The sequence below is a fragment of the Streptomyces sp. NPDC041814 genome, assembly GCF_055590565.1.
Genome location: NZ_JBVJAM010000001.1, coordinates 1,171,113 through 1,194,614, shown reverse-complemented (window position 1 = coordinate 1,194,614; position 23,502 = coordinate 1,171,113). Strand labels below are relative to the sequence as shown.

The following is a 23,502-nucleotide window of genomic DNA, read 5'->3' as shown; positions in this document are numbered from 1 at the left end:
CTACGTTCTGCTTTCATGGGTATCCGAATGTGGGGCGAACCGGACGTGCGGCGGGCCAGGACCGTCGTGCTCGTCGCGGCGACCGCCGGCCTCCTCACCCGCATGATCATCGCGGCCAACTCACCCGGCCCCGCCGACGTGCGGATCTTCGCGGGGTTCGCGAAGGCCATCACCGGGTACGGGCCCGTCCGCATCTACGCGCACCCGCTCCCCGGGCTCCCCGTCTACAACCACCCGCCGCTGGCCGGGTGGATGCTGCTGGGCCTCGACCGGCTCACCGAACTCGGCTTCTCCTTCGCCACGCTGATCCGCGTCCCCGCGTCGGCCGCCGACTTCGCCTGCGCGGTCCTCGTGTTCGAGATCGTCCGCCGCCGCGCCACCCCGCGCACCGCGATGCTCTGCGGGACCGGGGTCGCCGTCAGCCCGGTGCTCATCGCGACCTCCGGCTACCACGGCAACACCGACGCCGTCGCCGTCGCGTTCGCACTGGCCGCCGCCCACCTCCTGGCCGACCGGAAGACCCCGCTCGCGGCGGGCGTCGCGGCGGCGCTGTCGATCAGCGTCAAGTTCATCCCGGTCGTGGTGATCCCGGCCCTCTTCGTGGCCGCGCTGCGCGGCGGGCGGCCGGTCCTGGTCCGCTTCGCCGCCGGGTTCGCCGGGGTCGCCGCGCTCGTGTGGGGGCCGGCGCTGCTGACCGTGCCCCTGGACCTGGTGCACAACGTCCTGGAGTACGCGGGCGGCAGCTACCGGCTGTGGGGGCTCGTGCGGTTCGCGGACGTCCTCGGGGCTCCGGAGCCGGTCATCGCCTTCATGCAGGGCGGCGGCCACTTCCTCTTCGTCCTCGTGTGCGTGGCCGCGGGCGCCCGGCTCGCCTGGCTGCGGCCCGCCCAGGCACCCGGGGTCGTCGCCGTCACGCTGGGGCTGCTGCTGCTCCTGTCCACCGCGTCCGGCCTCCAGTACCTGACCTGGGCCGCCGCCGGGATGTTCGTGCTCGGCCCGGTCGAAGGGTTCGCGTACAGCGCGGTCGTCGGCCTGGTCGCCGTCCTCGGCTACAGCGGGCGGTCCGCCGTGCGCTGGAGCGAGCCCGTGCTGTACCTGGGCGCCGCCGGCTGGTTCGTCCTGGCGGCTGGCCTGTTCACCGGCGTACGCCGCATCCTCGCCGCGCCCCCCGGCGCCGCCCCCACCGAGCGGGCGCGGGTCTCCGCACCCCGTACGGAATTCCGCTCCTGCTCGTCCGTCGACTGATCCCGCACTCCCCGTCCCCGACCGCAACTGGAGAACGCCCCGTGAAGGAAAGCCCGAGCCCCAGGATCGGCATCCTGGTGGTCGCGTACAACGCGGAGACAACGCTGGAGAAGACCCTCGACCGGATCCCGGAGGACTTCCGGTCGAGGATCGACGAGATCCTGATCCTGGACGACGCGAGCCACGACGCCACCTTCACGGCGGGCTGCCGCTGGTCGCAGGCCGAGGGCATGCCCCGCACCGTCGTGATGCGGCACACCAAGAACCTCGGCTACGGCGGCAACCAGAAGGCCGGATACGCGCTGGCCGCCGAGCACGGACTCGACATCATCGTGCTGCTGCACGGCGACGGGCAGTACGCCCCCGAGCTGCTGCCCGAGATGGTCGCACCCATCGAACGCGGCGAGTGCGAAGCCGTGTTCGGGTCCCGGATGATGACGTCCGGGAGCGCGCTCAAGGGCGGCATGCCGGTGTACAAGTGGCTCGGCAACCGCATCCTCACCCGGCTGGAGAACGGCCTCCTGGGGTCGGACCTCACCGAATTCCACTCCGGCTACCGCGCGTACAGCGTCGCGGCCCTCAAGCAGCTGCCCGTCGACCGGAACACCGACGCGTTCGACTTCGACACCCAGATCATCGTCCAGCTGCTGAACGCGGGCATGCGGATCAAGGAGATCCCCGTCCCCACCTACTACGGCGACGAGATCTGCTACGTCAACGGCATGAAGTACGCCAAGGACGTGGTCAAGGACGTCCTCGAATACCGCCTGGCCGTCAAGGGGTTCGGGACCTGCCGGTGGATCCCCAAGCCCGTCGAGTACGCCTTCAAGGAGGGCGACGGCTCCTCGCACGCGGTCATCCTGGAGAAGATGCGCGCGCTGCCCCCCGGCCGCGTCCTCGACCTCGGCTGCTCAGGCGGGCTGTTCGCCGAGCGGCTGGAGTCCCTGGGCCACGAGGTGACCGGCGTCGACTACGTCGAGGTGCCCGGCGTCCGCGACCGGTGCAGCCACTTCCACCTCGCCAACCTGGAGGAGGGGCTGCCCGCCGAGGCGGGGACCGGCTTCGACTACGTGGTGGCCGGTGACGTCATCGAGCACCTGTCACGCCCCGAACGCGTCCTCGCCGAGGCGGCGTCCGTGCTGCGGCCGGGCGGCCGGATGCTGCTGTCCGTTCCCAACTTCAGCCACTGGTACTCCCGGCTGCGGGTCGCCGTCGGCGCCTTCGACTACGACCGGCGCGGCATCCTCGACGAAACGCATCTGCGCTTCTTCACCCGGGCCAGCCTGCGCCGCACCGTGCGCGCCGCCGGCTACGACGTCCTCGAACTCACCTCCACCGGAGCGCCGTTCTGGTCGCTGCTCGGGCGGGGGCCGCTGGCCGCCGTGCTCGGCGGGGCGTCGAGGCTGCTGACCCGCGTCCGGCCGACGCTGTTCGGCTATCAGCACGTCGCCCTGCTCACCCCGCACGCGGCCGAGACGATCATCGCTGGAGAGCACGTCGATGTACAGGACATCCTCAACCGACAGTACGTCCCCGCCGACCGGGTCGGTGTCTGAGGCGCCCCGCCCCGGACCCGCGCCCGCCCGGGCGCCCGAACCCCCCGCCCCCGCCGTCAGGAGCAAGTCCTTGACCCTCCCCAGTGTGCTGCTGCTCCTGTTCGCCGTGTTCTCGTCGGCGGGCGGCCAGATCATGCTCAAGCACGGGATGAAGGGCGCCGCGGCCGCCGCCGGCCGAGAAGGCGGATCCGTCGCCCTGCGCGCCGCGGGCAGCCCCTGGGTCGTGTTCGGGCTGCTGGTCTTCGCGGTGTCCGCGCTCGCCTGGATGACGACGCTGGCCAAGGTGCCGCTCTCCGTCGCGTACCCCTTCAACGCGCTCGGCTACCTGCTGATCGTGCTGGCCGGGGCGACCGTGCTGCACGAGCGGACCTCGCTGTGGACCTGGGGCGGCTCGCTGCTCGTGGTGGTCGGCCTGATCACGGTCATGGCCGGTCAGCAACGCTAGGGCGGGTTTGCCGAAGGGCCCGCACCGGAACGTTCCGGTGCGGGCCCTTCGGCGTACGTATGGCTCAGGACTCCTCGCCCAGCAGCACGCGGCGCACCACGCGCTCGGAGGCGCGGCCGTCGTCGTACGGGCAGAAGCGCTCCTTGAACGCCTTCAGCAGCGCCTCGTTCTCCGGGCTGTTCCAGCTGCCGTCGGTGAAGATCGCCGCCAGCTCGTCCGTGTTCGTGGCCACGGCACCCGGCGTCTCGCCCGGCTGTCCGGACAGCAGGTCGAAGACGACCCCGCGGACCGTGCGGTACGTCTCCCAGTCCGGGGCCAGGATCACGATCGGGCGGTTCAGGTGGGCGTAGTCGAACATCACCGAGGAGTAGTCGGTGACCAGCGCGTCCGCCGCCAGGCACAGGTCCTCGACGCGCGGGTACGTGGAGACGTCGATGACCGACGCGTTCTCCGGGAGGCCCGTGCCGCCGTAGAAGTAGTGGGCGCGCATGAGGACCACGGTGTCCGGGCCGACGGCCGCGCAGAACCGGTCCAGGTCCAGGCGGTTGGTGAAGCCCGCCTCGTAGTCGCGGTGCGTCGGCGCGTAGAGCACGGCGCGCTGGCCGGGGCGGATGCCCAGGTCCTCGCGGATCGTGGCGATCTGCTCCTCGGTGGCCGTCGCGAAGACGTCGTTGCGCGGGTAGCCCGTCTCCAGCGGGCGCGCCGCGCTCGGGTAGGCGCGGGACCACACCTCGGTGGAGTGCGGGTTGGCCGAGACGCTCCAGTCCCAGCGGTCCACGCGCTTCAGCAGCCGGTCGAAGTTGAGCCCCTGGGCGGCCGCCGGGTAGTTCTGCTGGTCCATGCCCATGATCTTCAGCGGCGTGCCGTGGTGGGTCATGACATGGATCTGGCCGGGGCGCTTGACCAAGTGGTCGGGGAAGTTGACGTTGTTGAAGAAGTACGTGGCACGGGCCAGCACCGACCAGTAGCGGCGGGTCCCGGGCACCACGTAGTCGATGCCCTTGGGCACCGAGTCCACGTTCTTCTTCGACACCACCCACACGCCGTGGATGTCGGGCGCCAGCTCCTTCGCCTTGCGGTAGATCGCCTCCGGGTTGCAGCTCACGCCGCGGTTCCAGTAGGCGGCGTACACGGCCAGCTTCGGGTCCAGCGGCAGCTTGAGCTGCGCCTTGTAGTAGCGCTTGGTGAACTGCTTCTTCGCCTTGGCGCGGGCCGTGCTGGGCGCGGCCCGCAGGCTGCGCCGGGTGGCGAGCGCGGTGTCCAGGGCACCGAGCGCGGTGTACTTGCCGCCGCCCATCAGCTGAGGGCGCAGCCCCTTGGCGCCGCCGGGGAACTTGAAGCCCTCCGGGCGGTGCGCGCCGTGGAACGTGCCGACCGCGCCCACGTACTGCCGGCGGCGCTTGGTCACCGTCGGGTACGCGGTCAGCAGCTCCTGAACGGCACGGTCGAACAGGAGGCCGCGCACGTCCTTCAGGGCCGGGCGTGCCTCCACGAAGGTCATCAGCGCGTCGTACGCCTCGACCAGCTCCAGCGGGGTCGAGCCCGTCCGGGGCTCCACGTCGTCCACGAGGCCGGGCAGGTAGCGCTGCTGGCGGTGCTCGACACAGGCGGTGCCCAGCGTGGCAACCGAGGCGGCGACGGCGACGGTCGCCAGCGCGTACATGCGCTCGCCGTGCGGGCCCGGGCCGAAGGTCACCGACTCGCGCTCAAGGAGCGCGCGGCGGACCGCGCGGTTCCAGGAGACCGGGGCGATGTCCAGGAGGTCCGGGCGCTTCGCCAGGGTGAGCGGGCCCTCGGGCATCCCTTCCAGCTTCTGCAGGGACCGGGTCGAGCGGACCTTGCCGCGGAAGGGGCGCTTCTGGTGGCCGAAGAGCAGCACGTCCGGGTCGCCGGTGGCGTCCAGCCGGTCCGCGACGGCCTGGAGCGCGTCGGGCAGGAAGACGTAGTAGCCCTCCAGGAAGAGGACGTACTCCCCGGCGGCCTCCTCGATCCCGGCGTTCCGGCGGCCGTGGGCCCCGGCGCCCGGCTCCAGGTGCACGGCCCGGACGCGGCTGTCGCGGGCGGCGAACTCGTCCAGGACCAGGCCCGAGCCGTCCGGCGCGCCGTCGTCCACCCCGATGACCTCGATGTCCGTGAACGACTGCGAGAGCACCGACTCCAGGCACTCGCGCAGACTTCCTCGGGCGCGACGGACAGGGATGATGACACTCAGCCGGGGCATACGGACTCTTTCTCGGACTGTGCGTACTGGGAGACCACACAGCGTACTGGGGTGGGCTCCGCAGGACGGGTCAGGGGGCGGGCAGGCGTACGAAGGCCGAAGAGACGGGCGCGTCGGGCCCGTGAGCGGTCGACCGCGCGGCTGATGAAGGCCCCACTTATCATACTACCCGGGACAGTAAGTGAACCTTGGGCAATACGGGGCATGCGGGCCCATGACGGGCGCCCACGAGGCACGTGATTCCGGGCACCACACAGCGCGGGGCACCCCGACGGAGTGCCCCGCGCCGTGACGTTTACCGCTACTTGACCGCCCCCGCCATCACGCCGGAGACGAACTGGCGCTGGAAGGCGAAGAACACCGCCAGCGGGATCACCATCGAGACGAAGGCGCCGGGCGCCAGGACGTCGATGTTGTTGCCGAACTGGCGCACCTGCTGCTGGAGCGCCACCGTGATCGGCGGCGACCCGGAGTCCGCGAAGATCAGCGCGACCAGCATGTCGTTCCAGACCCACAGGAACTGGAAGATCCCGAGCGAGGCGATGGCCGGACCGCCCAGCGGCATCACGACCCGGGTGAAGAGGCGTATCTCACCCGCCCCGTCCAGCCGCGCCGCCTCCAGGAGCTCGCGGGGGATCTCCGCGAAGAAGTTGCGCAGCAGGAAGATCGCGAACGGGAGCCCGAACGCGGTGTGGAAGAGCACCACACCGAGCGTCGTCTCGAAGATCCCGATCTCGCCGAACAGCTTCGACACCGGGATCAGCGCCACCTGTACGGGGACCACCAGCAACCCCACGACCAGCAGGAACCACCAGTCGCGGCCGGGGAAGTCCATCCAGGCGAACGCGTAACCCGCGAGCGAGCCGATCACCACGACCAGGACCGTGGACGGCACGGTGATCATGATCGTGGAGAGCAGCGAGTCCGTGATCGCCGAATTGTCGAGCAGCCGGGAGTAGTTGTCGACGGTGAGCTCGGAGGGCGCGGTGAAGACCTGCCACCAGCCGGTCGACGCGATCTTGTCCGGGCTGCGCAGCGAGGAGAGCAGCAGCCCGATCGTCGGCATCAGCCAGAACAGGGCGACCAGGACCAGGAAGACCCGCATCACACCGCCGCCGGCCCGCGCCGCGAGCCGCGCGCCCACCGACCGGGTCGCCGTTGCCGAGGGTGTCGTCATCGGCGCCCCTCCTTCCGTATCCGCCTGATGTTGAAGAGCATCACCGGGATCACCAGCAGCAGCAGGAGCACGGCGATGGCGCTGCCGACGCCGAGGTCCGCGTCCGTGCCGAACGAGGACCGGTACAGCTGGAGCGCCAGCACGTTGGCGTCGTCCTGGGACGAGCCCGGCGCGATGATGAACACCAGGTCGAAGACCTTCAGCACGTTGATCATCAGCGTGACGAGCACCACCGCGAGGACCGGCGCGAGCATCGGCACCGTGATCCGGCGGAACACCTGCCACTCGTTGGCCCCGTCCACCCGGGCCGCTTCGAGGAGTTCACGCGGCAGCCCGGCGAGGCCCGCCGCGATCAGCACCATCGCGAAGCCCGCCCACATCCACACGTAGCTCCCGATGATCCCGGGCGTCACGAGCGTCGGGCCGAGCCAGTCCACGCCGTTGTACGGCTCCCTGAAGTTGGATGCCGGGAGGCGCAGTTCGGCGCCGTCCGCCGAGGCGGGCAGCGTGAACGTGCCGTCCGCCGCCGCCCTGGCGGTCGCGACCACCTCGCCGCCCTTGACGGCCTCCACCTTCAGGCCCTTGAGCCCGAGCTCCTTGGCGTCGATGACATTGGGTCTGCCGCCGCCACCCTTGGTGAAGTCGAGCCACGCGGTGCCGGTGACCGCGCCGTCCCCGGCCGCCGCCGGGGCCTTCGCCGGTTTCGCGTCGCCGGGCATCTTCGCCGGGAGCACCCCGACCAGCGGGAGCTGGACGGGCTGCCCGGCACGCACGGTCGTCTTCGTCACGAAGGTCCCGCCGCCCGCCGCCTTGAGCGGGGCCACGGGCAGCGGATGCGCCTTCGGGAAGCCCGAGGACTCGGCGAACGTGTCGTGCACGCCCACCCACACCGCGTTGGCCACCCCGCGCTCGGGCGCCTGGTCGTACACGAGGCGGAAGATGATGCCGGCCGCCAGCATGGAGATCGCCATCGGCATGAAGACGATCAGCTTGAAGGCCGTGCCCCAGCGGATGCGCTCGGTCAGCACCGCGAAGATCAGCCCGAGGGCCGTGGAGACCGTCGGCGCGAAGACCACCCAGATCGCGTTGTTCTTGACCGCCGTACGGATGGTGTCGTCCGTGAACAGCGTCTTGTAGTTGTCGATGCCGGCGAAGCCCGTGCCCGCCTGGTCGAAGAACGACCGGTAGACGGAGTACACGATCGGGTACACGACGAGCGCCCCGAGCAGCACCAGCGCCGGCAGCAGGAAGAGCCCCGCGATCACCCTGCGGGTGCCGGTGACGCTCCGGGGCGCGCGCCCCGGGGTGCCGGCCGGGGCGGCCTTCCTGGGGGCGGGCACGCGGGGCCCGCCGGACCGTTGCCTGTCGGCGGGGAGCGCCTCGTCGGCGCCCCCCGCTGCCGCTGTCGTCATGCCGTCAGCTCTTGTACGCCTTGGCCGCGTCGGACTCCAGCCTGGCTTGAGTCCCCGCGATGTCCTTCGGGTTCTTCAGGAAGTCCTGGAGGGTCTTCCACTCGCCCTTCCCGGGCGTCCCGCCGAACGACTGCGGGGCCTGGTCGGACATGTCGAACCGGACGGAGTCACCGGCCGCGATCAGCGCCTTCGCCATCGTGCGCTGCACGTCGTTCGGGTATGCGGCGGCGTCCAGGCTCTTGTTCGGCGAGATGAACCCGCCCTGCTCGGCGGCGATCTTCGCGGCGTCCGCGGAGGCGAGCCAGGTCAGGAGCGCCTGGGCGCCCTTGCCGTCCTTGAGCGCGATGGCCGCGTCGCCACCGGTCACCACGGGCGACTCGGCGCCGACCGCGGGGAACGGGAAGACCTTGGCGTCCGTGCCGATCTTCGCCTTCGTCTGCGCGATGTTGACGCCGACGAAGTCGCCCTCGTAGACCATGGCGGCCTTGGGCTGGTCGCCGCCGGTGAAGGTCTGCGTGACCGACGCCGGGAACTCGGTCTGGAGCGCGCCGTCCGCGCCGCCCGCGATCAGGGACGGCTTGCCGAACAGCTGGGCCAGGGTGGTCAGCGCGTCCTTGACGGACGGGTCCGTCCACTTGATCTTGTGCTGGGCGAGCTGGTCGTACTTCTCCGGGCCCGCCTGCGACAGGTAGACGTTCTCGAACCAGTCGGTGAGCGTCCAGCCGTCCGCGCCGCCGACCGAGACCGGGGTGACACCCGAGGCGGACACCGTCTCGGCGGTCGCCAGGAAGTCCTTCCAGGTCTTCGGCTCGCTCGCGCCCGCGTTCTCGAACGCCTTGGTGTTGTACCAGACCAGCGACTTGTTGGCGGCCTTGAAATACACCCCGTACTGGGTGCCGTCCACCGTGCCGAGGTCCTGCCAGACCTTCGCGTAGTTCTTGCTCAGCTGGGCCTTCGCCTCGGCGCCGGCCGGCTTGGCCCACTTCTTCGCCACGGCCTGCTGGATCGCCCCCACCTGCGGGATCATCGCGACGTCCGGCGGCTGGCCGCCCGCGATCTTCGTACCGAGGAAGTTGACGATCGGGTCCTGTGCCGGAACGAACGTCACCGTCGCGCCGGTCCGCTTCTCGAACTCCTTGAGGACCTTGACGAAGTTGGCCTGTTCCGGCCCCGTCCAGACCGCGGCGACAGAGAGCTTCTCACCGTCCAGTTTCGGTAAGGCGACACTCGGCGTGGAGCCCTTGCCCGTCGTGGAGCCGCCTTCGTCCGTCTTCTTGTCTCCGCCGTCACCGTCGCCGCCGCAGCCGGTGAGGGCCAGTGCGCCGATGGCGGTGAACACCACGGCCGCCCTGCGAATCCGTAGGGTTGTGCGCATCCCTGCCCCGTCTCTCTGTCCGCGTGCGCCCACCGGGCGCCGGGTCGGGAAGCCAGCGCTGCCGGTCGTGCGTCACGTCGTCGTGTGCGCCCAGTCCTATGCCCGGCGTTCCGGTGTCGCAATACCGCCACCTGCCCCAAATCAATGATCGTGATGGCCTCGTGACGTGGGGTCAGTTCAGGTATCCGGCCATTGGGGACGATCCAGCCGCCCTCCTCCGGCCCCGTGCGGGGATGGTTCGAGGGCGGCTCCGGCGTGACTCGGGCGGGGCTGGGCGGGCTCTCAGGTGGACAGGGGCGCGAGGGGTTGTGCGTTGACCGAACGCGCCGCCCGTTCCAGGGCGCTGGCGAGCAGCGCCAGGTCCGTCGGCCCGTTGCCCAGCTCGCGGACCGGGCGGCGGGTGGGCGGGTCGCCCATCCGTTCCCATTCCAGCGGGACGACCGTCGGGCGCAGCGTCGCCGTACGCGGGATGCGGCCGGTCACCCTGCCGCCCTGGAACGGCGTCACCCGCCCGTCCGGATGCCCCAGCCGCCCCCGGCCCGGCGCCGGTTCGTCCGGCGAGGGCGGGACCGCGGGCGGATCGAGCACGATGCGCAGCCGCGCCCCGCGGGCCAGCTCCGTGTCCTCCGTGCGGTCGGGGCGGGCCGAGGCCGCGACCAGGTGGATGCCCAGCCGGCCGCCGTCCCGGGCCACCGCCTCCAGCGCCCGCACCACCGAACCGGCCGCCGGCCGGCCGGGGGCCCCGAGCGCCGGGGCTATCAGCGCGTCGTAGTCGTCCACGAGCACCACCAGGCGGGGCAGCGGGGAGGGGCCCGGGTCCACGGGGCGTCCCGCACCCGGGCGCAGGCGCAGGGTGCCGCTGAGGGGGGCCTCCACGTCGCCCCGCTGCTCGGGGACCGGGACGGCTGTCGTCCCGCTCTCCTCGCGGCTGTGCCACTCGGCGAAGTCGAGCTCGCCGAGCAGCTCGGCCCGCCGCTTCACCTCGCCGCCCAGGGCCTGGGCGAACTCCCGCATCCGGACCGGGTCCGAGGCCACCAGGTGCGTGAACGCGTGCGGCAGCTCCGTGCACGGGCCCAGCGACTCGCCGCGCTCGCCGCCGGCCCCGTCGACCAGCACGATGCCCAGCCGGTCCGGCCGGGCGGCGGCCGCCAGCGACGCGGCGACGGCCCGCAGCAGCTCGGTCCGCCCGCTGCCGCCGGGGCCCTCGATGAGCAGGTGCGGCCCCTCGTCCGCGAGATCCACGCTCACCGGCCCGCGCGGCCCGGCCCCCAGCACGACGACGGGCCGCCCGGCACCAACGGCCGGCCGCACGGCGGTGCGCGTCGCCGTCTGCGTCCCCCCGCCCGTCTGGGCCCCCCGCGCGGCGACCTGAGGCCCGTCGGCCTGCCGGGGCCCACTGACCCGGGGCCGGGCGGGGGAGGGGTACGGGGTGCGGCCGGAGCCGGTCGTGGTGCTGTCGGGGTACGGGGTGCGGCCGGAGTCGCCCGTACCGGAGCGGGGGTACGGGGTGCGCCCGGAGCCCGACGTGGTGCTGTCGGGGTACGGCGTGCGGCCCGAGTCGCCCGTGGCCGTACCGGGGTACAGCGTGCGACCCGAGCCGGTCGTTGTCGCGGACGGGTACGCCGTGCGGCCCGAGTCGCCTGTTCCCGGGTACGCCGTGCGGCCCGAGTCGCCTGTTCCCGGGTACGCCGTGCGGCCCGAGTCCGGGGAATCGGCCGCCGTGCGTTGCGCGCCCACGCGGGGGGCCGGGCGGTCGTCCGCCGTGGACGCCCAGCGGGCCATCAGGGAGGCCGGGGTGGCGCGGGCCAGGCCCAGTTCGTCCAGGAGGCGGGCGGACGGTGGGAGCGCCACCGGCACCTGGCGGCCCGGCAGCGCGGCCGAGCCCTCCGCGCGGAGGGGGGCCAGCGCCCGGGCGAACCGCTGGGCCCAGTGCGCCGACACCGCGTCCACCGAGGCCACCGTGCCGTGGCCCGCGGCTCGGCCGCCCGCCGTGCGCAGCAGCCGCAGGGCCGTCGCCACGTCCCCGCTGAGCATCCCGACCGCCCCGCACTCGCGGAAGGCGATCGACGCGTGGCACGCGGCCTCGTACGTCGCGGCGACCGGCGAGGTGGGCGTCGCGGCCGGGGTCTCGGCCAGACAGAGGAGGTGGACGCCCGCCGCCGCACCGGCCGCGGCCAGCCGGGCCGTGTTCTCGCGGAGCACCGCCGCACCGGGGTCCCCGTCGAGGATCACCACTGTGAACGGGCCCTCGTAGTCGCGGGCGGCCTCGGCGACCGCGGCCGGGTCCTGGCTCGCCCAGCCGGGGCCGAGGGGCCCGTCGTCCAGCCGGCGGACCAGCTCGGCGGTGCGGGCGAGCGCCTGGTCCCGGTCGTACGCGAGGAGCAGTCGGCAGTCCTGGCCGTGCATCGGGCGCAGATGGGGCAGCCAGCCCAGCCAGGCCCACTCGCGCCGCCGCTCCTCCGCGGTCCGCGCCCGGTCCGTGCTGATCAGCACGATCTCCAGGTCGGCGGGGGAGTGCAGCGCCGCCAGCTGGGCCACGGCCGACCGGGCGAGCCCGGCCAGCCGCTCCCGGGGCCCGGCGAGCCCCAGCGACCCGGCCTCGCGCAGGCTCACGGTCACCGGCACGGCGGGCAGGTCGGCCCGGTCGGTGGTGCCCAGCCGGACCACCAGCGCCTCCGGGTGCGCGGGGTCGCGCTCCCACAGCCGGGGGCCCGGGCCGAGCGCCGTCAGCAGGACGGCGGCCGGATCGGGCCAGGTGCCCTCGGGGGCGGTGGGCGGCGAGGTGAACGTCTCGGGGGCGGGCGGGACCGGCTCGGCGGGGGCGCTCGCGGGCACCGGCTCGGCCCGGGGACCCTTGAGCCGGCGGGCCCAGGCCCCTATGCCGCCGCGCCGGGGGGCCTCCTGCTCCGGGAAGCGGCCCGGATGCCCGGCGGAGGACCCGGGCCGCGCCCCGGCCCCGGGGTCGTCGGGCGCGGGCCGGTCGTGGGCGGTGCGGGCGGCCCCGGGCGAGGGGGAGGGGGAGGCCGGCGGGGCCGGGACCCGGGCGACCCGGAGGTGGCCCTCGCCGTCCGGAGTCGTCGGCAGCGCCGGCGGACGCGCGCCGGAGGCCAGCCGGAGCGTCGACTCGCCGAGCCGCAGCAGCGCCCCCGGGGCCAGCCGGACCGGGCGGCCGTGGACCTCGGCGCCGTCCAGCGTGGTGCCGTTCGTGGAGCCCAGGTCGGCCACCACGACGCGGCCGTCCTCCGAGACCGTCACCTCGCAGTGCAGCCGGGAGACATCGGGGTCGTCCAGCGGGACGTCGGCCTCGGCCGAGCGGCCCACGCGGACCGTGCCGCCGTGCAGCAGATGGACCCCGCCCGCGTCGGGACCGGCGACCACCTGGAGCTGGGCGGGGACCGCCTCGTCCGCGGTCTCGTCCTCGCCGGGCACCTGGAGCGAGAGCACCGCGCCGTCGACCAGGGGCGGCTCGCCGAGGGCGCAGCGCTGTGCGTCCAGCCGCTCCCGGCCCGCGAAGAGCACCACCGCACCGCTGCCGAGGGAGCCGTCGGGACCGGCGACGGCCATGGCCAGGCCGGACGCGACGGAGGCCAGCGCCGTCCCCGCGGGGGCGGTGACCAGCACATCGCAGGCGCGCGCCGGGGTCTGGCCGCTGGGCGGCGCGAGGACGGTCAGCCGGATCTGCATCGCCGTCAGCGGTCCCTTCTGCGCGCGGCACCGGCCGGGGGAACGCCCTGTGATTCCCCCCACCCGGCACGGACGCGTCGTCCGGTACAGGTTCGTCACGCACCGCGAGGCTCCCGACCGCGCAGTCGTGCTCCAGGCATCCTCGCACCTGCCACTGACAACACGCCCGGCGGTCATCAGTTAGTGATCTTGAAACGTCTGCTGTGGCCCCAAAAGTGCGGCATGACCGGTTTCCGGGCACCCGCCCTGGCAACCATCCGCCCCGGACGGACGTCTTCCCCCGGGACCCGGACCCGGCCGCCCTTCCCCGTACAGCCTCTAGAGTGGGCCGGAAACTCCGGGGGTACCCGGGAACGATCCACCACGACCAGCAGGGAGCGCATGACGTGCGGCCGGTAGGCAGCAAGTACCTCCTGGAGGAGCCGCTGGGACGCGGTGCCACGGGCACCGTCTGGCGTGCCAGCCAGCGCGAGGCGGCGGGCGCCGAGGCGGCCGTGGCCGGCCGGCCCGGCGAGACCGTGGCGATCAAGGTCCTCAAGGAGGAGCTGGCCAACGACGCGGACGTGGTGATGCGGTTCCTGCGGGAACGCTCCGTCCTGTTGCGGCTGACCCACCCCAACATCGTGCGCACCCGCGACCTCGTGGTCGAGGGCGACCTCCTCGCCCTCGTCATGGACCTGATCGACGGCCCCGACCTGCACCGCTACCTGCGCGACAACGGCCCGCTCACCCCGGTCGCGGCCGCCCTGCTCACCGCGCAGATCGCCGACGCGCTCGCCGCCAGCCACGCCCAGGGGGTCGTCCACCGCGACCTCAAGCCCGCCAACGTGCTGCTCGCCGACCCCGACGGTGCGATGCGCCCGATGCTCACCGACTTCGGCATCGCGCGCCTCGCCGACTCCCCGGGCCTGACCCGCACCCACGAGTTCGTCGGCACCCCCGCCTATGTGGCGCCGGAGTCCGCCGAGGGCCGCCCGCAGACCTCCGCCGTCGACATCTACGGCGCCGGCATCCTGCTGTACGAGCTGGTCACCGGCCGCCCGCCGTTCGCCGGGGGCACCGCGCTCGAAGTCCTGCACCGGCACCTCAGCGAGGAGCCGCGCCGCCCCGGCACTGTCCCCGAGCCCCTGTGGACGGTCATAGAGCGGTGCCTGAGCAAGGACCCGGACCGCAGGCCGAGCGCGGAGAACCTGGCCCGTGCCCTGCGTACCGTCGCCGAGGGCATCGGGGTCCACGCGAACGCCGCGCAGATCGCCGCCGCCGACGGGGTCGCCGCCCTGCTCGCGCCCGACCCGGCGCCCACCGCCGTCCCCGAGACCCCCGGCGCGGCCGACCCGACGCAGGTCCTGCCGAGCAACGCCGGCTCGTACGACCCGAACGGGGTCACCAGCGTCCTGCCGCACGGCGGCGCGCCCGGCGGCGGCTCCCAGGCCGACCCGACCACCGTCATGCCGCCCGTGCCGCCGCGCCCCGACAGCGACCCGCGCCCCGAGGACCCGCACCCCTGGCAGTCCCAGCTCCGGGCCGCCCGTGACCGCAACGAGCAGACGCAGGTCCAGTACCTCGACCCGAGCGAGGACCCGCTGCGCCGCCGCCCGCAGCGCCGGCAGCAGCCCCCGCAGCAGCCGCGCGACCGGCAGCCGGGATACCAGCAGCCCCAGCACCAGCAGTACGCGCAGCCGCAGCAGTACCAGCCCCAACCGCAGCAGCAGTACCAGCCGCCGCAGCGCCAGCAGTACCAGCCCCAGCCCCAGCCGTACGCGCCGCCGCAGCAGCCCCAGCAGCCGCAGCGCGCGCCCCGCGAGCCGAGGCGCAGCGCCAACCCGATGAAGATCCCCGGGCTCGGCTGCCTCAAGGGCTGCCTGTTCACGCTGGTGCTGCTCGTCGTGGCGAGCTGGCTGATCTGGGAACTGACCCCGCTCAAGGACTGGATCGGGCAGGGCCAGAGCTACTGGCACGCGATCACCGACGCCGTGTCCACGGTGAAGGACTGGATCTCCGAACTGGGCGGCAGCAGCGGCGGCTGACCGCGTCCGCAGGCGTACAACTCTGTAGCTATATCGACTTCCGCGGACCAATTCCGAGGCAATTCGCCCGCAGAAGCGAAGGTTGGCGCCAACCACGGCACGCGGGCCCCCGATCGCCGCGTAGCTTTGTCGACCGGGGGTTGTTGGGGTCCATCGCCAGCCGCTGAGGGAGCAGTCTTGGCACGGAAAATCGGCAGCCGGTACACCGCCCACCAGATACTGGGGCGCGGCAGCGCCGGCACGGTGTGGCTCGGGGAAGGCCCCGAGGGCCCCGTCGCCATCAAACTGCTCCGCGAGGACCTGGCGTCCGACCAGGAGCTCGTCGGCCGGTTCGTCCAGGAGCGCACCGCGCTCCTCGGCCTCGGCCATCCGCACGTCGTCGCGGTCCGCGACCTGGTGGTCGACGGCAACGACCTCGCCCTCGTCATGGACCTGGTCCGGGGCACCGATCTGCGCACCCGGCTCGACCGCGAACGGCGGCTGGCCCCCGAGGCGGCCGTCGCCGTCGTCGCGGACGTCGCCGACGGCCTCGCCGCCGCGCACGCCGCCGGGATCGTCCACCGCGACGTCAAGCCCGAGAACATCCTGCTGGACATGGAGGGGCCGCTCGGCCCCGGCAACTCCCACCCCGCGCTGCTCACCGACTTCGGCGTCGCCAAGCTCATCGACACCCCGCGCCGGACCCGGACCACCAAGATCATCGGCACGCCGGACTATCTGGCCCCCGAGATCGTGGAGGGCCTGCCACCGCGCGCCGCCGTCGACATCTACGCCCTGGCCACGGTGTTGTACGAGCTCCTCGCGGGCTTCACGCCGTTCGGCGGCGGCCACCCCGGCGCCGTCCTGCGCCGCCATGTCACCGAGACCGTGGTCCCCCTCCCCGGCATCCCCGACGAGCTGTGGCAGCTGCTCGTCCAGTGCCTGGCCAAGGCCCCCGCCTCCCGGCTGCGCGCCTCGGAGCTGGCCGCCCGGCTGCGCGAGCAGCTGCCGCACCTGGCCGGCATCCCGCCCCTGGACGTGGACGAGCCGGACGAGGAGCCGGAGGCCCCGCAGGGCTACGACGAGCAGCAGTACACCCCGTCCGGCGACGAGCCCCGCAGGCGCGGCGCGGTCCCGCTGGTGCCCGGCTCCACCCCGGACTCCAACCGCGACACCCACACGAGCATGCGCGTCCCGGCCCCGGACGAGCTGTCCGGCGGCCCCCGGGGCACCGCCCGCGCCCCGCGTGCCCCCGGCCGCCCCCGCCCCGGCTCGGCCCGCAACAAGTCGGCGGCCGTCCGCAAGCGCCGCCTGACCCTGGGGGCCGCGGCCCTCGTGCTGGTGGCCGGGCTCGGCGCGGCAGGATGGCTCGCCCTGAGCGGCGACGACGCGGACCCGGGCCCCCAGGACACCCGGAACTCGGCCCCGGCAGAGCCCTAGGGGCCGGTGATCCGGCAGCCCGAGGAACGTACGCGCCGACAGCCGTTACGCTGGACCCGTGGCAGTCGTCGATATTTCCGAAGAGCTGAAGTCCCTCTCCTCGACCATGGGGTCGATCGAGGCCGTCCTGGACCTGGATGCGCTGAGGGGGGACATCGCCGTGCTCGAGGAGCAGGCGGCCGCCCCGTCCCTGTGGGACGACCCCGAGGCGGCGCAGAAGATCACCAGCAAGCTTTCCCACCTCCAGGCCGAGGTCCGCAAGGCCGAGGGCCTGCGCGGCCGCATCGACGACCTCGAAGTCCTCTTCGAGCTCGCCGAGGCCGAGGGCGACGCCGACGCGCTCGCCGAGGCGGAGACCGAGCTGGAGTCCGTCCGCAAGGCGCTGGACGAGATGGAGGTCCGCACGCTCCTCTCCGGCGAGTACGACGCCCGGGAGGCGCTGGTCACCATCCGCGCCGAGGCCGGCGGCGTCGACGCGGCGGACTTCGCCGAGCGGCTCCAGCGGATGTACCTGCGCTGGGCCGAGCGGCACAACTACAAGACCGAGGTCTACGAGACGGCGTACGCGGAAGAGGCCGGCATCAAGTCGACCACCTTCGCCGTCGAGGTGCCGTACGCCTATGGCACGCTCTCCGTCGAGCAGGGCACCCACCGCCTGGTGCGCGTCTCGCCGTTCGACAACCAGGGCCGCCGCCAGACCTCCTTCGCGGGCGTCGAGGTGCTGCCCGTGGTCGAGCAGACGGACCACGTCGAGATCGACGAGTCCGACCTGCGCGTCGACGTGTACCGCTCCTCCGGCCCCGGCGGCCAGGGCGTCAACACGACGGACTCCGCGGTGCGTCTGACCCACCTGCCGACCGGCATCGTCGTCTCCTGCCAGAACGAGCGCTCGCAGATCCAGAACAAGGCGTCCGCGATGAACGTCCTCCAGGCGAAGCTCCTTGAGCGCCGCCGCCAGGAGGAGCAGGCCAAGATGAACGCCCTCAAGGGCGACGGCGGCAACTCCTGGGGCAACCAGATGCGCTCGTACGTCCTGCACCCGTACCAGATGGTCAAGGACCTGCGTACGGAGTTCGAGATGGGCAACCCGGACGCGGTCTTCAACGGCGAGATCGACGGCTTCATCGAGGCCGGCATCCGCTGGCGCAAGCAGAACGAGAAGTAGTCCGAGAATCGCCGCAACTCCCCCTGGAACAAGGCAGCTTGGCCCGGAACGGCCTTGACGTTCTCCGTGCCCCCGGCGAGGGTGCTGGAGCAGCCTGACGAGAACGGCTCCAGGGGGTAGCGGCACATGACGAAGAAGACGCGCTTACGCGTCGCGCGGACGGCGGCGGGCGCGGTGATCGCCGTCGGCGCCTCGCTGACCGCGGCGGGGGCGGCCCAGGCCGTCGGCGCCGGCGTCGAGGTCGCCGGTGCGGAGACCGGAGGGCACACCGCCGCGGAGCCGGGGGACGAGGATCCGGGCGACGACGGCGACCCGTGCAGCCCGCTCGACCCCCGCTGCGAGCCGTCGCAGCCGCCGGCCACCCCGTCGCACCCCTCGGTCCCGCCGACCGGCCCGGCGGAGCCGAGCGAGCCGCCCACGACACCGGAGGACCCCCCCTCCACGCCCGCGAAGCCCTCGGCCACACCGACCAGGTCCGCAGACCCGGTCGGCAGCGGGGACAACGGCAGTGGCGTGGGCCTGATCGGGGTCTCCGGCGGCGGAGGCAACACCGACACCGACTCGGTCGGCAATCAGCCCGTCGAGCAGGGCAGGGGCAAGGACGAACTCGCCGAGACCGGCGCGGGCGGCACCGCGTTCCTGCTGGTCGGCGCCGCGACGATGATCGCCGGCGGCATCGGCTTCCGCGCCCTGCCGCGCCTCACGCGCAATCGCACGGCCGTCTAGCGGGCGCTACACGGTCTGGTGGGCCAGCAGGGCCAGGGCGGTCAGGAGCACCACGAGGAGCGCGGCCAGCGCCGCGGGGCTGATCCCGGCGAAGGGCCCCTGCCCCTGCTCCCGCATCCGCTCGCGGCTCGCCCGGCACACGGGGCAGCGACCCTCGGTGACGGGCGCCGCGCAGTTCGCGCACACCAGTCGGTCGTAGGTCATGCGCTTTCCTCCTCCCGCGCGGCGGAGCCGCACAAGCCATCTCTCCGCACAACGCTCACGGAAACGCAACCGTTCCCTTGAGGGGGTGCCTGGCACCCCCTACCACTGTGCCAGCTCGTGGCCCATTCGGCCCGCCCCGCCCGTCACACCCGGGCCCCCTGCCCGCCGCGCCGCCCCGGAATCGGGGCCGTTTCACCGTAAATCACCCATCCCGGTACGCGTGCCTGCACGGCTCAGCCCGGTTCGCGTATGGTCACGCTCACCTACTCCCGGCCGACCGTGGTGCATCCGTGATCCGATTCGACAACGTCTCCAAGACCTACCCGAAGCAGAGCCGTCCCGCTCTCCGGGATGTGTCGCTCGACATCGAGAAGGGCGAGTTCGTCTTCCTGGTCGGCTCGTCCGGCTCCGGCAAGTCCACCTTCATGCGGCTCATCCTGCGCGAGGAGCGCGCCAGTACGGGCGCCGTCCACGTCCTGGGCAAGGACCTCGCGCGCATGTCCAACTGGAAGGTGCCGCACATGCGCCGCCAGCTGGGCACCGTCTTCCAGGACTTCCGGCTGCTGCCCAACAAGACCGTCGCGCAGAACGTGGCGTTCGCCCAGGAAGTGATCGGCAAGCCGCGCGGCGAGATCCGCAAGGCGGTCCCGCAGGTCCTCGACCTCGTCGGGCTCGGCGGCAAGGAGGACCGGATGCCCGGCGAGCTGTCCGGTGGTGAGCAGCAGCGCGTGGCGATCGCGCGGGCCTTCGTCAACCGGCCCATGCTGCTGATCGCGGACGAGCCGACCGGCAACCTCGACCCGCAGACCTCCGTCGGCATCATGAAGCTGCTGGACCGGATCAACCGGACCGGCACCACCGTGATCATGGCGACCCACGACCAGAACATCGTCGACCAGATGCGCAAACGCGTCATCGAGCTCGAGAAGGGCCGTCTCGTGCGCGACCAGGCGCGCGGCGTCTACGGCTACCAGCACTGAGCACCCAGCACTGAAAGGACGCCATGCGCGCCCAGTTCGTCCTGTCGGAGATCGGCGTCGGCCTCCGTCGCAACCTCACGATGACCTTCGCCGTCGTCGTCTCCGTCGCCCTCTCGCTCGCCCTGTTCGGCGGCGCGCTGCTCATGCGCGAGCAGGTCAGCACGATGAAGGACTACTGGTACGACAAGGTCAACGTCTCCATCTACCTCTGCGGCAAGGGCGACGCGGAGACGGTGGTCCAGTGCGCCAAGGGTGCGGTCACCAAGCAGCAGAAGGACGAGATCGAGAGTGATCTCGGCAAGATGGACGTCGTGGAGAAGGTGATCTACGAGTCCAGCGACGAGGCGTACAAGCACTACCAGGACGAGTTCGGCGACTCCCCGATGGCCGGCAACATCACGCCGGACCAGATGCCGGAGTCCTTCCGGGTCAAGCTCAAGGACCCCACCAAGTACAAGGTGGTCGCCACCGCCTTCGCCGGGCGGGACGGCGTCCAGTCGGTCCAGGACCAGAGAAGCATCCTGGACAACCTCTTCGGCCTGATGAACGGCATGAACGTCGCCGCGCTGTTCGTGATGGCGCTGATGCTCGTCATCGCGCTGATGCTGATCGTCAACACCGTGCGCGTCTCCGCGTTCAGCCGACGCCGGGAGACCGGCATCATGCGGCTCGTCGGCGCCTCCGGCTTCTACATCCAGGCCCCGTTCATCATGGAGGCCGCCTTCGCCGGTCTGATCGGCGGTGTGCTGGCCTGCGTCATGCTGCTGGCCGGGCGCTACTTCCTGATCGACGGCGGTCTCGCGCTCCAGGACAAGCTGAATCTGATCGACTTCATCGGCTGGGACGCGGTCCTCACCAAGCTGCCGCTGGTGCTGGCGATCGGCCTGCTGATGCCCGCCGTTGCCGCTCTCTTCGCACTGCGCAAGTACCTGAAGGTGTGATGTGTGCCCCGTGAGGTGCACGCCCAACGTCCCCTGCGCCTCCGGGGCGTTGTCCTAGAATCGGCGCCATGTCGGACCCCGAATGTCGCGTCGGGCCCCGCGGTCTGCGCCGCGGGGCGGCCCTGACGCTGGTCTTCGCCGGCGTCCTCGCCACCGGGGCCGCGACCGGCGCGCTGCCCCGCGGCGAGGCGCAGGAGCCCCCGGTGCACCCCCGGTCCGTCGCCGCCACCGCCGACCGGGACGAGGTCGCGGAGGCCGCGGCCGACGCGGTCGCGGACGGCAAGTCCGGTACGGAGGCGGCCGAGGAGGTCGTCAGCCGCAGCGGCGACCGCTGGGGCGCGGTCTACGACGAGCGCGAGTACCAGGAGTTCGAGGAGTCCCTCGGCGGCACGTACACCGGGGTCGGCCTCGCCGCCCGGCGCTCCGCCGACGGCCAGGTCGCCGTCGCCCGCGTCCAGCCCGGCAGCCCCGCCGACCGCGCGGGCATCCGCTCCGGCGACCTGCTCCGCACCGTCGACGGCCGCCGCGTCGACCGGCTGCCCGTCTCCGACGTGGTGGCCCTGCTGCGCGGCGACCGCACCGGTGCGAAGGCCGGGAGCACGGTCAGCCTCGGCGTCCGCCGGGGCACCGCGACCCGGACCGAGACGCTGAGCCGGGCCCGGCTCACGGTCGAGTCGGTGACCGTCCGGCGGGTCGGGGAGCGGCGCTCGGGCCCGTCCGGGGCGGTGCGCATCGCGGTCGCCTCGTTCACCAAGGGCTCCGGGGCGGCCGTGCGTGATGCGGTGCGGGACGCGCCCGCGGGCGCCGGGGTGCTGCTGGACCTGCGGGGCAATCCGGGCGGCCTGGTCAACGAGGCGGTCACCGCGGCCTCCGCCTTCCTGGACGGCGGCCTGGTCGCCACGTACGACGTGCACGGAGAGCAGCACGCCCTGTACGCGCGGTCGGGCGGCGACACCGAGCGCCCCGTCGTCGTGCTGGTCGACGGGGGGACGATGAGCGCGGCCGAGCTGGTGACGGGGGCGCTCCAGGACCGGGGCCGGGCGGTCACGGTCGGCTCGCGGACCTTCGGCAAGGGCTCGGTGCAGATGCCCAGCAAGCTCGCGGGCGGTTCGGTGGCCGAGCTCACCGTCGGCCACTACCGGACACCGGCAGGTCACGGGGTCGACGGCAAGGGCATCACACCGGACCTCGCGGTGAGCGACCGGGCCCAGGAGCGGGCCGAGACGGTATTGAGTGGCCTCGGGGGCGGGTCGTAGTGCGAAAATGGCCGCACTATGGCTAAGGAAAAGGACACCGGGCGCAAGCTCATCGCGCAGAACAAGAAGGCGCGCCACGACTACACCATCCTCGACACCTACGAGTGCGGGCTCGTGCTCATGGGGACCGAGGTCAAATCGCTCCGGATGGGTCGGGCCTCCCTGGTCGACGGCTTCGTCCAGATCGACGGCGGCGAGGCGTGGCTGCACAACATCCACGTCCCGGAGTACGTCCAGGGCACCTGGACCAACCACTCCGCCAAGCGCAAGCGCAAGCTGCTGATGCACCGGGCCGAGATCGACAAGCTGGAGTCGAAGTCGCAGGAGACCGGTCACACCATCGTGCCGCTCTCGCTGTACTTCCTGAACGGCCGGGTCAAGGCCGAGATCGCGCTCGCGAAGGGCAAGAAGGAGTACGACAAGCGGCAGACGCTGCGCGAGAAGCAGGACACCAGGGAGACGAACCGCGCGATCGCGGCGGCCCGCCGCCGGCAGCGGAGCGCTTGATCCGGACCCGGCGACCGCCGCCGGCCCCTCCGGCAGGAATACGCTGGCATCGTCGTGCGTTGGTCACGTACGATGGCAGCGCACCCCACGGAGGGTGTGGCACCACCTTGAAAAAACAACATGGGGATGATCGGTTTCGACAGCGGATGTCGAAGCAGGGGAAGCGAGTCGAGGAAGCGGCAATGATCTCGTAAACCATATGTCGCAACCAATAATCGCCAATTCCAAGCGCGATTCCTCCGCCTTCGCCCTCGCTGCCTAATTAGCAGCTAAGCGAAGACTCTGCGGAGTGTCAGCCCGGGGGTGATCCCGACCCGGATCCTGGCATCATCAAGGGATCTAAACTTCTGAGTCCGGTCACGGGTCTCAGAAGGAAATCAAACAGTGACTGGGCCTGTCGGAGGCTTGTCCGCGTGACCTCCGAGGCCGAGAAAAGCGTAGCGGACTGCACTCGGAGAAGCCCTGGTTCTGCACCGTTGGACGCGGGTTCGATTCCCGCCATCTCCACAAATTCCCATGTGAGCGAGGACCCCGCTGCCACCGGCAGCGGGGTCCTCGCTGTTTGTGCCGCCGGGTGTGCCCGGAGGCCGGGGGTGCGCTACATTCATGGCCCGGGTGCACTGTGGTAGGGGGCGCGTGGACGAGTGGGGGCCCGTCCTGCGACACACGACAGGGGCAGTTGCGCGCACCCGTTCCTGAGTGGGGGAAGTGCGTACACCAGTGGAAACTTGGCGTGAAGGTGCCCATGCGGGGCACACACACGAGCCGAACGAAGTAACGATCCAGCTGGACGGAATCGGACGGCAGCTCTCCGAGCTGCTACCGGAACCATCCGCTCCGGACGACTCCGACGGCCCCGTCTTCGTGGACGAGAGCGGCCGGCGCGGCAAGACGCTGCGACGGCTCGGCTGGGTGCTGGCCGCGGTCTTCGTCTGTTACGCGGTGACCCTGGTCGTCGCCGTGCTCGGCGGCAACTCCAGCGCCCCCTTCCTCCCGCTCTCCAACCAGGAACAGCAGGACACGGGCAGCACCGATCCCACGGCTCCGGACGCCGGGCTTCCCGCCGGCGGGTCCCCGGCCCCCGCGCAAGAACAAGAAGGCGCCAACTAGATGACCACCCCTGCCCCCCGGGGCAGGCGCAACTCCCACCGGAAGAAGCAGA

At 72.3% G+C, this 23,502-nt stretch carries 18 protein-coding genes and 1 other RNA gene; 13 read left to right on the top strand and 6 right to left on the bottom strand.

Annotated elements, in window-relative coordinates; genetic code table 11:
• The first annotated feature begins 27 nt into the window (after window positions 1-27).
• From ACZ6C6_RS05380 to ACZ6C6_RS05370, 3 genes are all read left to right on the top strand, one after another.
• Window positions 28-1,245: a glycosyltransferase family 39 protein gene (locus ACZ6C6_RS05380; protein WP_469199356.1), complete on the top strand. Its 1,218-nt coding sequence runs from the start codon at window positions 28-30 to the stop codon at window positions 1,243-1,245.
• Window positions 1,246-1,286: 41 nt separating this feature from the next.
• Window positions 1,287-2,801: a methyltransferase domain-containing protein gene (locus tag ACZ6C6_RS05375; protein ID WP_469199206.1), complete on the top strand. Its 1,515-nt coding sequence runs from the start codon at window positions 1,287-1,289 to the stop codon at window positions 2,799-2,801.
• A 70-nt stretch (window positions 2,802-2,871) separates the two neighbouring features.
• Window positions 2,872-3,246: a DMT family transporter gene (locus ACZ6C6_RS05370; RefSeq protein WP_469199204.1), complete on the top strand. Its 375-nt coding sequence runs from the start codon at window positions 2,872-2,874 to the stop codon at window positions 3,244-3,246.
• A gap of 64 nt (window positions 3,247-3,310) precedes the next feature.
• On the opposite strand, the gene ACZ6C6_RS05365 is transcribed toward ACZ6C6_RS05370, so the two are convergent.
• The 5 genes from ACZ6C6_RS05365 to ACZ6C6_RS05345 form a co-directional block, all read right to left on the bottom strand.
• On the bottom strand, window positions 3,311-5,467 hold the full coding sequence (locus ACZ6C6_RS05365; RefSeq protein ID WP_469199203.1) for a bifunctional glycosyltransferase/CDP-glycerol:glycerophosphate glycerophosphotransferase: 2,157 nt from the start codon (window positions 5,465-5,467) through the stop codon (window positions 3,311-3,313).
• Between the two features lie 301 nt (window positions 5,468-5,768).
• Window positions 5,769-6,644: a carbohydrate ABC transporter permease gene (locus ACZ6C6_RS05360; RefSeq protein ID WP_469199201.1), complete on the bottom strand. Its 876-nt coding sequence runs from the start codon at window positions 6,642-6,644 to the stop codon at window positions 5,769-5,771.
• Window positions 6,641-8,056, bottom strand: a complete 1,416-nt coding sequence (locus ACZ6C6_RS05355) for a carbohydrate ABC transporter permease (RefSeq protein WP_469199199.1) — start codon at window positions 8,054-8,056, stop codon at window positions 6,641-6,643. The genes ACZ6C6_RS05360 and ACZ6C6_RS05355 overlap by 4 nt, the downstream gene beginning before the upstream one ends.
• A 4-nt stretch (window positions 8,057-8,060) precedes the next feature.
• Window positions 8,061-9,431, bottom strand: coding sequence for an ABC transporter substrate-binding protein (locus ACZ6C6_RS05350; RefSeq protein ID WP_469199197.1), 1,371 nt, complete (start codon window positions 9,429-9,431; stop codon window positions 8,061-8,063).
• Between the two features lie 282 nt (window positions 9,432-9,713).
• Window positions 9,714-13,115: an FHA domain-containing protein gene (locus ACZ6C6_RS05345; protein WP_469199195.1), complete on the bottom strand. Its 3,402-nt coding sequence runs from the start codon at window positions 13,113-13,115 to the stop codon at window positions 9,714-9,716.
• A gap of 386 nt (window positions 13,116-13,501) precedes the next feature.
• Here ACZ6C6_RS05345 and ACZ6C6_RS05340 point away from each other — a divergent pair, with 386 nt between their 5' ends.
• The 4 genes from ACZ6C6_RS05340 to ACZ6C6_RS05325 all read left to right on the top strand — a co-directional run bounded on the left by ACZ6C6_RS05340 (window position 13,502) and on the right by ACZ6C6_RS05325 (window position 18,452).
• Window positions 13,502-15,142, top strand: coding sequence for a serine/threonine-protein kinase (locus ACZ6C6_RS05340; protein WP_469199193.1), 1,641 nt, complete (start codon window positions 13,502-13,504; stop codon window positions 15,140-15,142).
• A gap of 177 nt (window positions 15,143-15,319) precedes the next feature.
• Complete coding sequence (locus ACZ6C6_RS05335; protein ID WP_469199191.1) at window positions 15,320-16,561, top strand: serine/threonine-protein kinase; 1,242 nt, start codon at window positions 15,320-15,322, stop codon at window positions 16,559-16,561.
• A 58-nt stretch (window positions 16,562-16,619) separates the two neighbouring features.
• Complete coding sequence (gene prfB, locus ACZ6C6_RS05330) at window positions 16,620-17,726, top strand: peptide chain release factor 2 (protein ID WP_469199189.1); 1,107 nt, start codon at window positions 16,620-16,622, stop codon at window positions 17,724-17,726.
• Between the two features lie 126 nt (window positions 17,727-17,852).
• On the top strand, window positions 17,853-18,452 hold the full coding sequence (locus ACZ6C6_RS05325; RefSeq protein WP_469199187.1) for a hypothetical protein: 600 nt from the start codon (window positions 17,853-17,855) through the stop codon (window positions 18,450-18,452).
• Between the two features lie 6 nt (window positions 18,453-18,458).
• On the opposite strand, the gene ACZ6C6_RS05320 is transcribed toward ACZ6C6_RS05325, so the two are convergent.
• Window positions 18,459-18,656: a hypothetical protein gene (locus ACZ6C6_RS05320; protein ID WP_365681909.1), complete on the bottom strand. Its 198-nt coding sequence runs from the start codon at window positions 18,654-18,656 to the stop codon at window positions 18,459-18,461.
• Between the two features lie 290 nt (window positions 18,657-18,946).
• Here ACZ6C6_RS05320 and ftsE point away from each other — a divergent pair, with 290 nt between their 5' ends.
• From ftsE to ACZ6C6_RS05290, 6 genes are all read left to right on the top strand, one after another.
• Complete coding sequence (gene ftsE, locus ACZ6C6_RS05315; protein WP_026242629.1) at window positions 18,947-19,636, top strand: cell division ATP-binding protein FtsE; 690 nt, start codon at window positions 18,947-18,949, stop codon at window positions 19,634-19,636.
• A 23-nt stretch (window positions 19,637-19,659) separates the two neighbouring features.
• Window positions 19,660-20,577 carry a permease-like cell division protein FtsX gene (ftsX, locus tag ACZ6C6_RS05310; protein WP_469199185.1) on the top strand — a complete coding sequence of 306 codons (918 nt, stop codon included), beginning with the start codon at window positions 19,660-19,662 and terminating at the stop codon, window positions 20,575-20,577.
• 68 nt (window positions 20,578-20,645) lie between these two features.
• Window positions 20,646-21,833, top strand: coding sequence for a S41 family peptidase (locus ACZ6C6_RS05305; RefSeq protein WP_469199183.1), 1,188 nt, complete (start codon window positions 20,646-20,648; stop codon window positions 21,831-21,833).
• A gap of 18 nt (window positions 21,834-21,851) precedes the next feature.
• Window positions 21,852-22,340 carry an SsrA-binding protein SmpB gene (smpB, locus tag ACZ6C6_RS05300; protein WP_018100795.1) on the top strand — a complete coding sequence of 163 codons (489 nt, stop codon included), beginning with the start codon at window positions 21,852-21,854 and terminating at the stop codon, window positions 22,338-22,340.
• A gap of 122 nt (window positions 22,341-22,462) precedes the next feature.
• Window positions 22,463-22,850: a transfer-messenger RNA gene (gene ssrA, locus ACZ6C6_RS05295) on the top strand.
• A gap of 210 nt (window positions 22,851-23,060) precedes the next feature.
• Window positions 23,061-23,450: a hypothetical protein gene (locus ACZ6C6_RS05290; RefSeq protein ID WP_469199180.1), complete on the top strand. Its 390-nt coding sequence runs from the start codon at window positions 23,061-23,063 to the stop codon at window positions 23,448-23,450.
• Window positions 23,451-23,502: the final 52 nt, after the last annotated feature.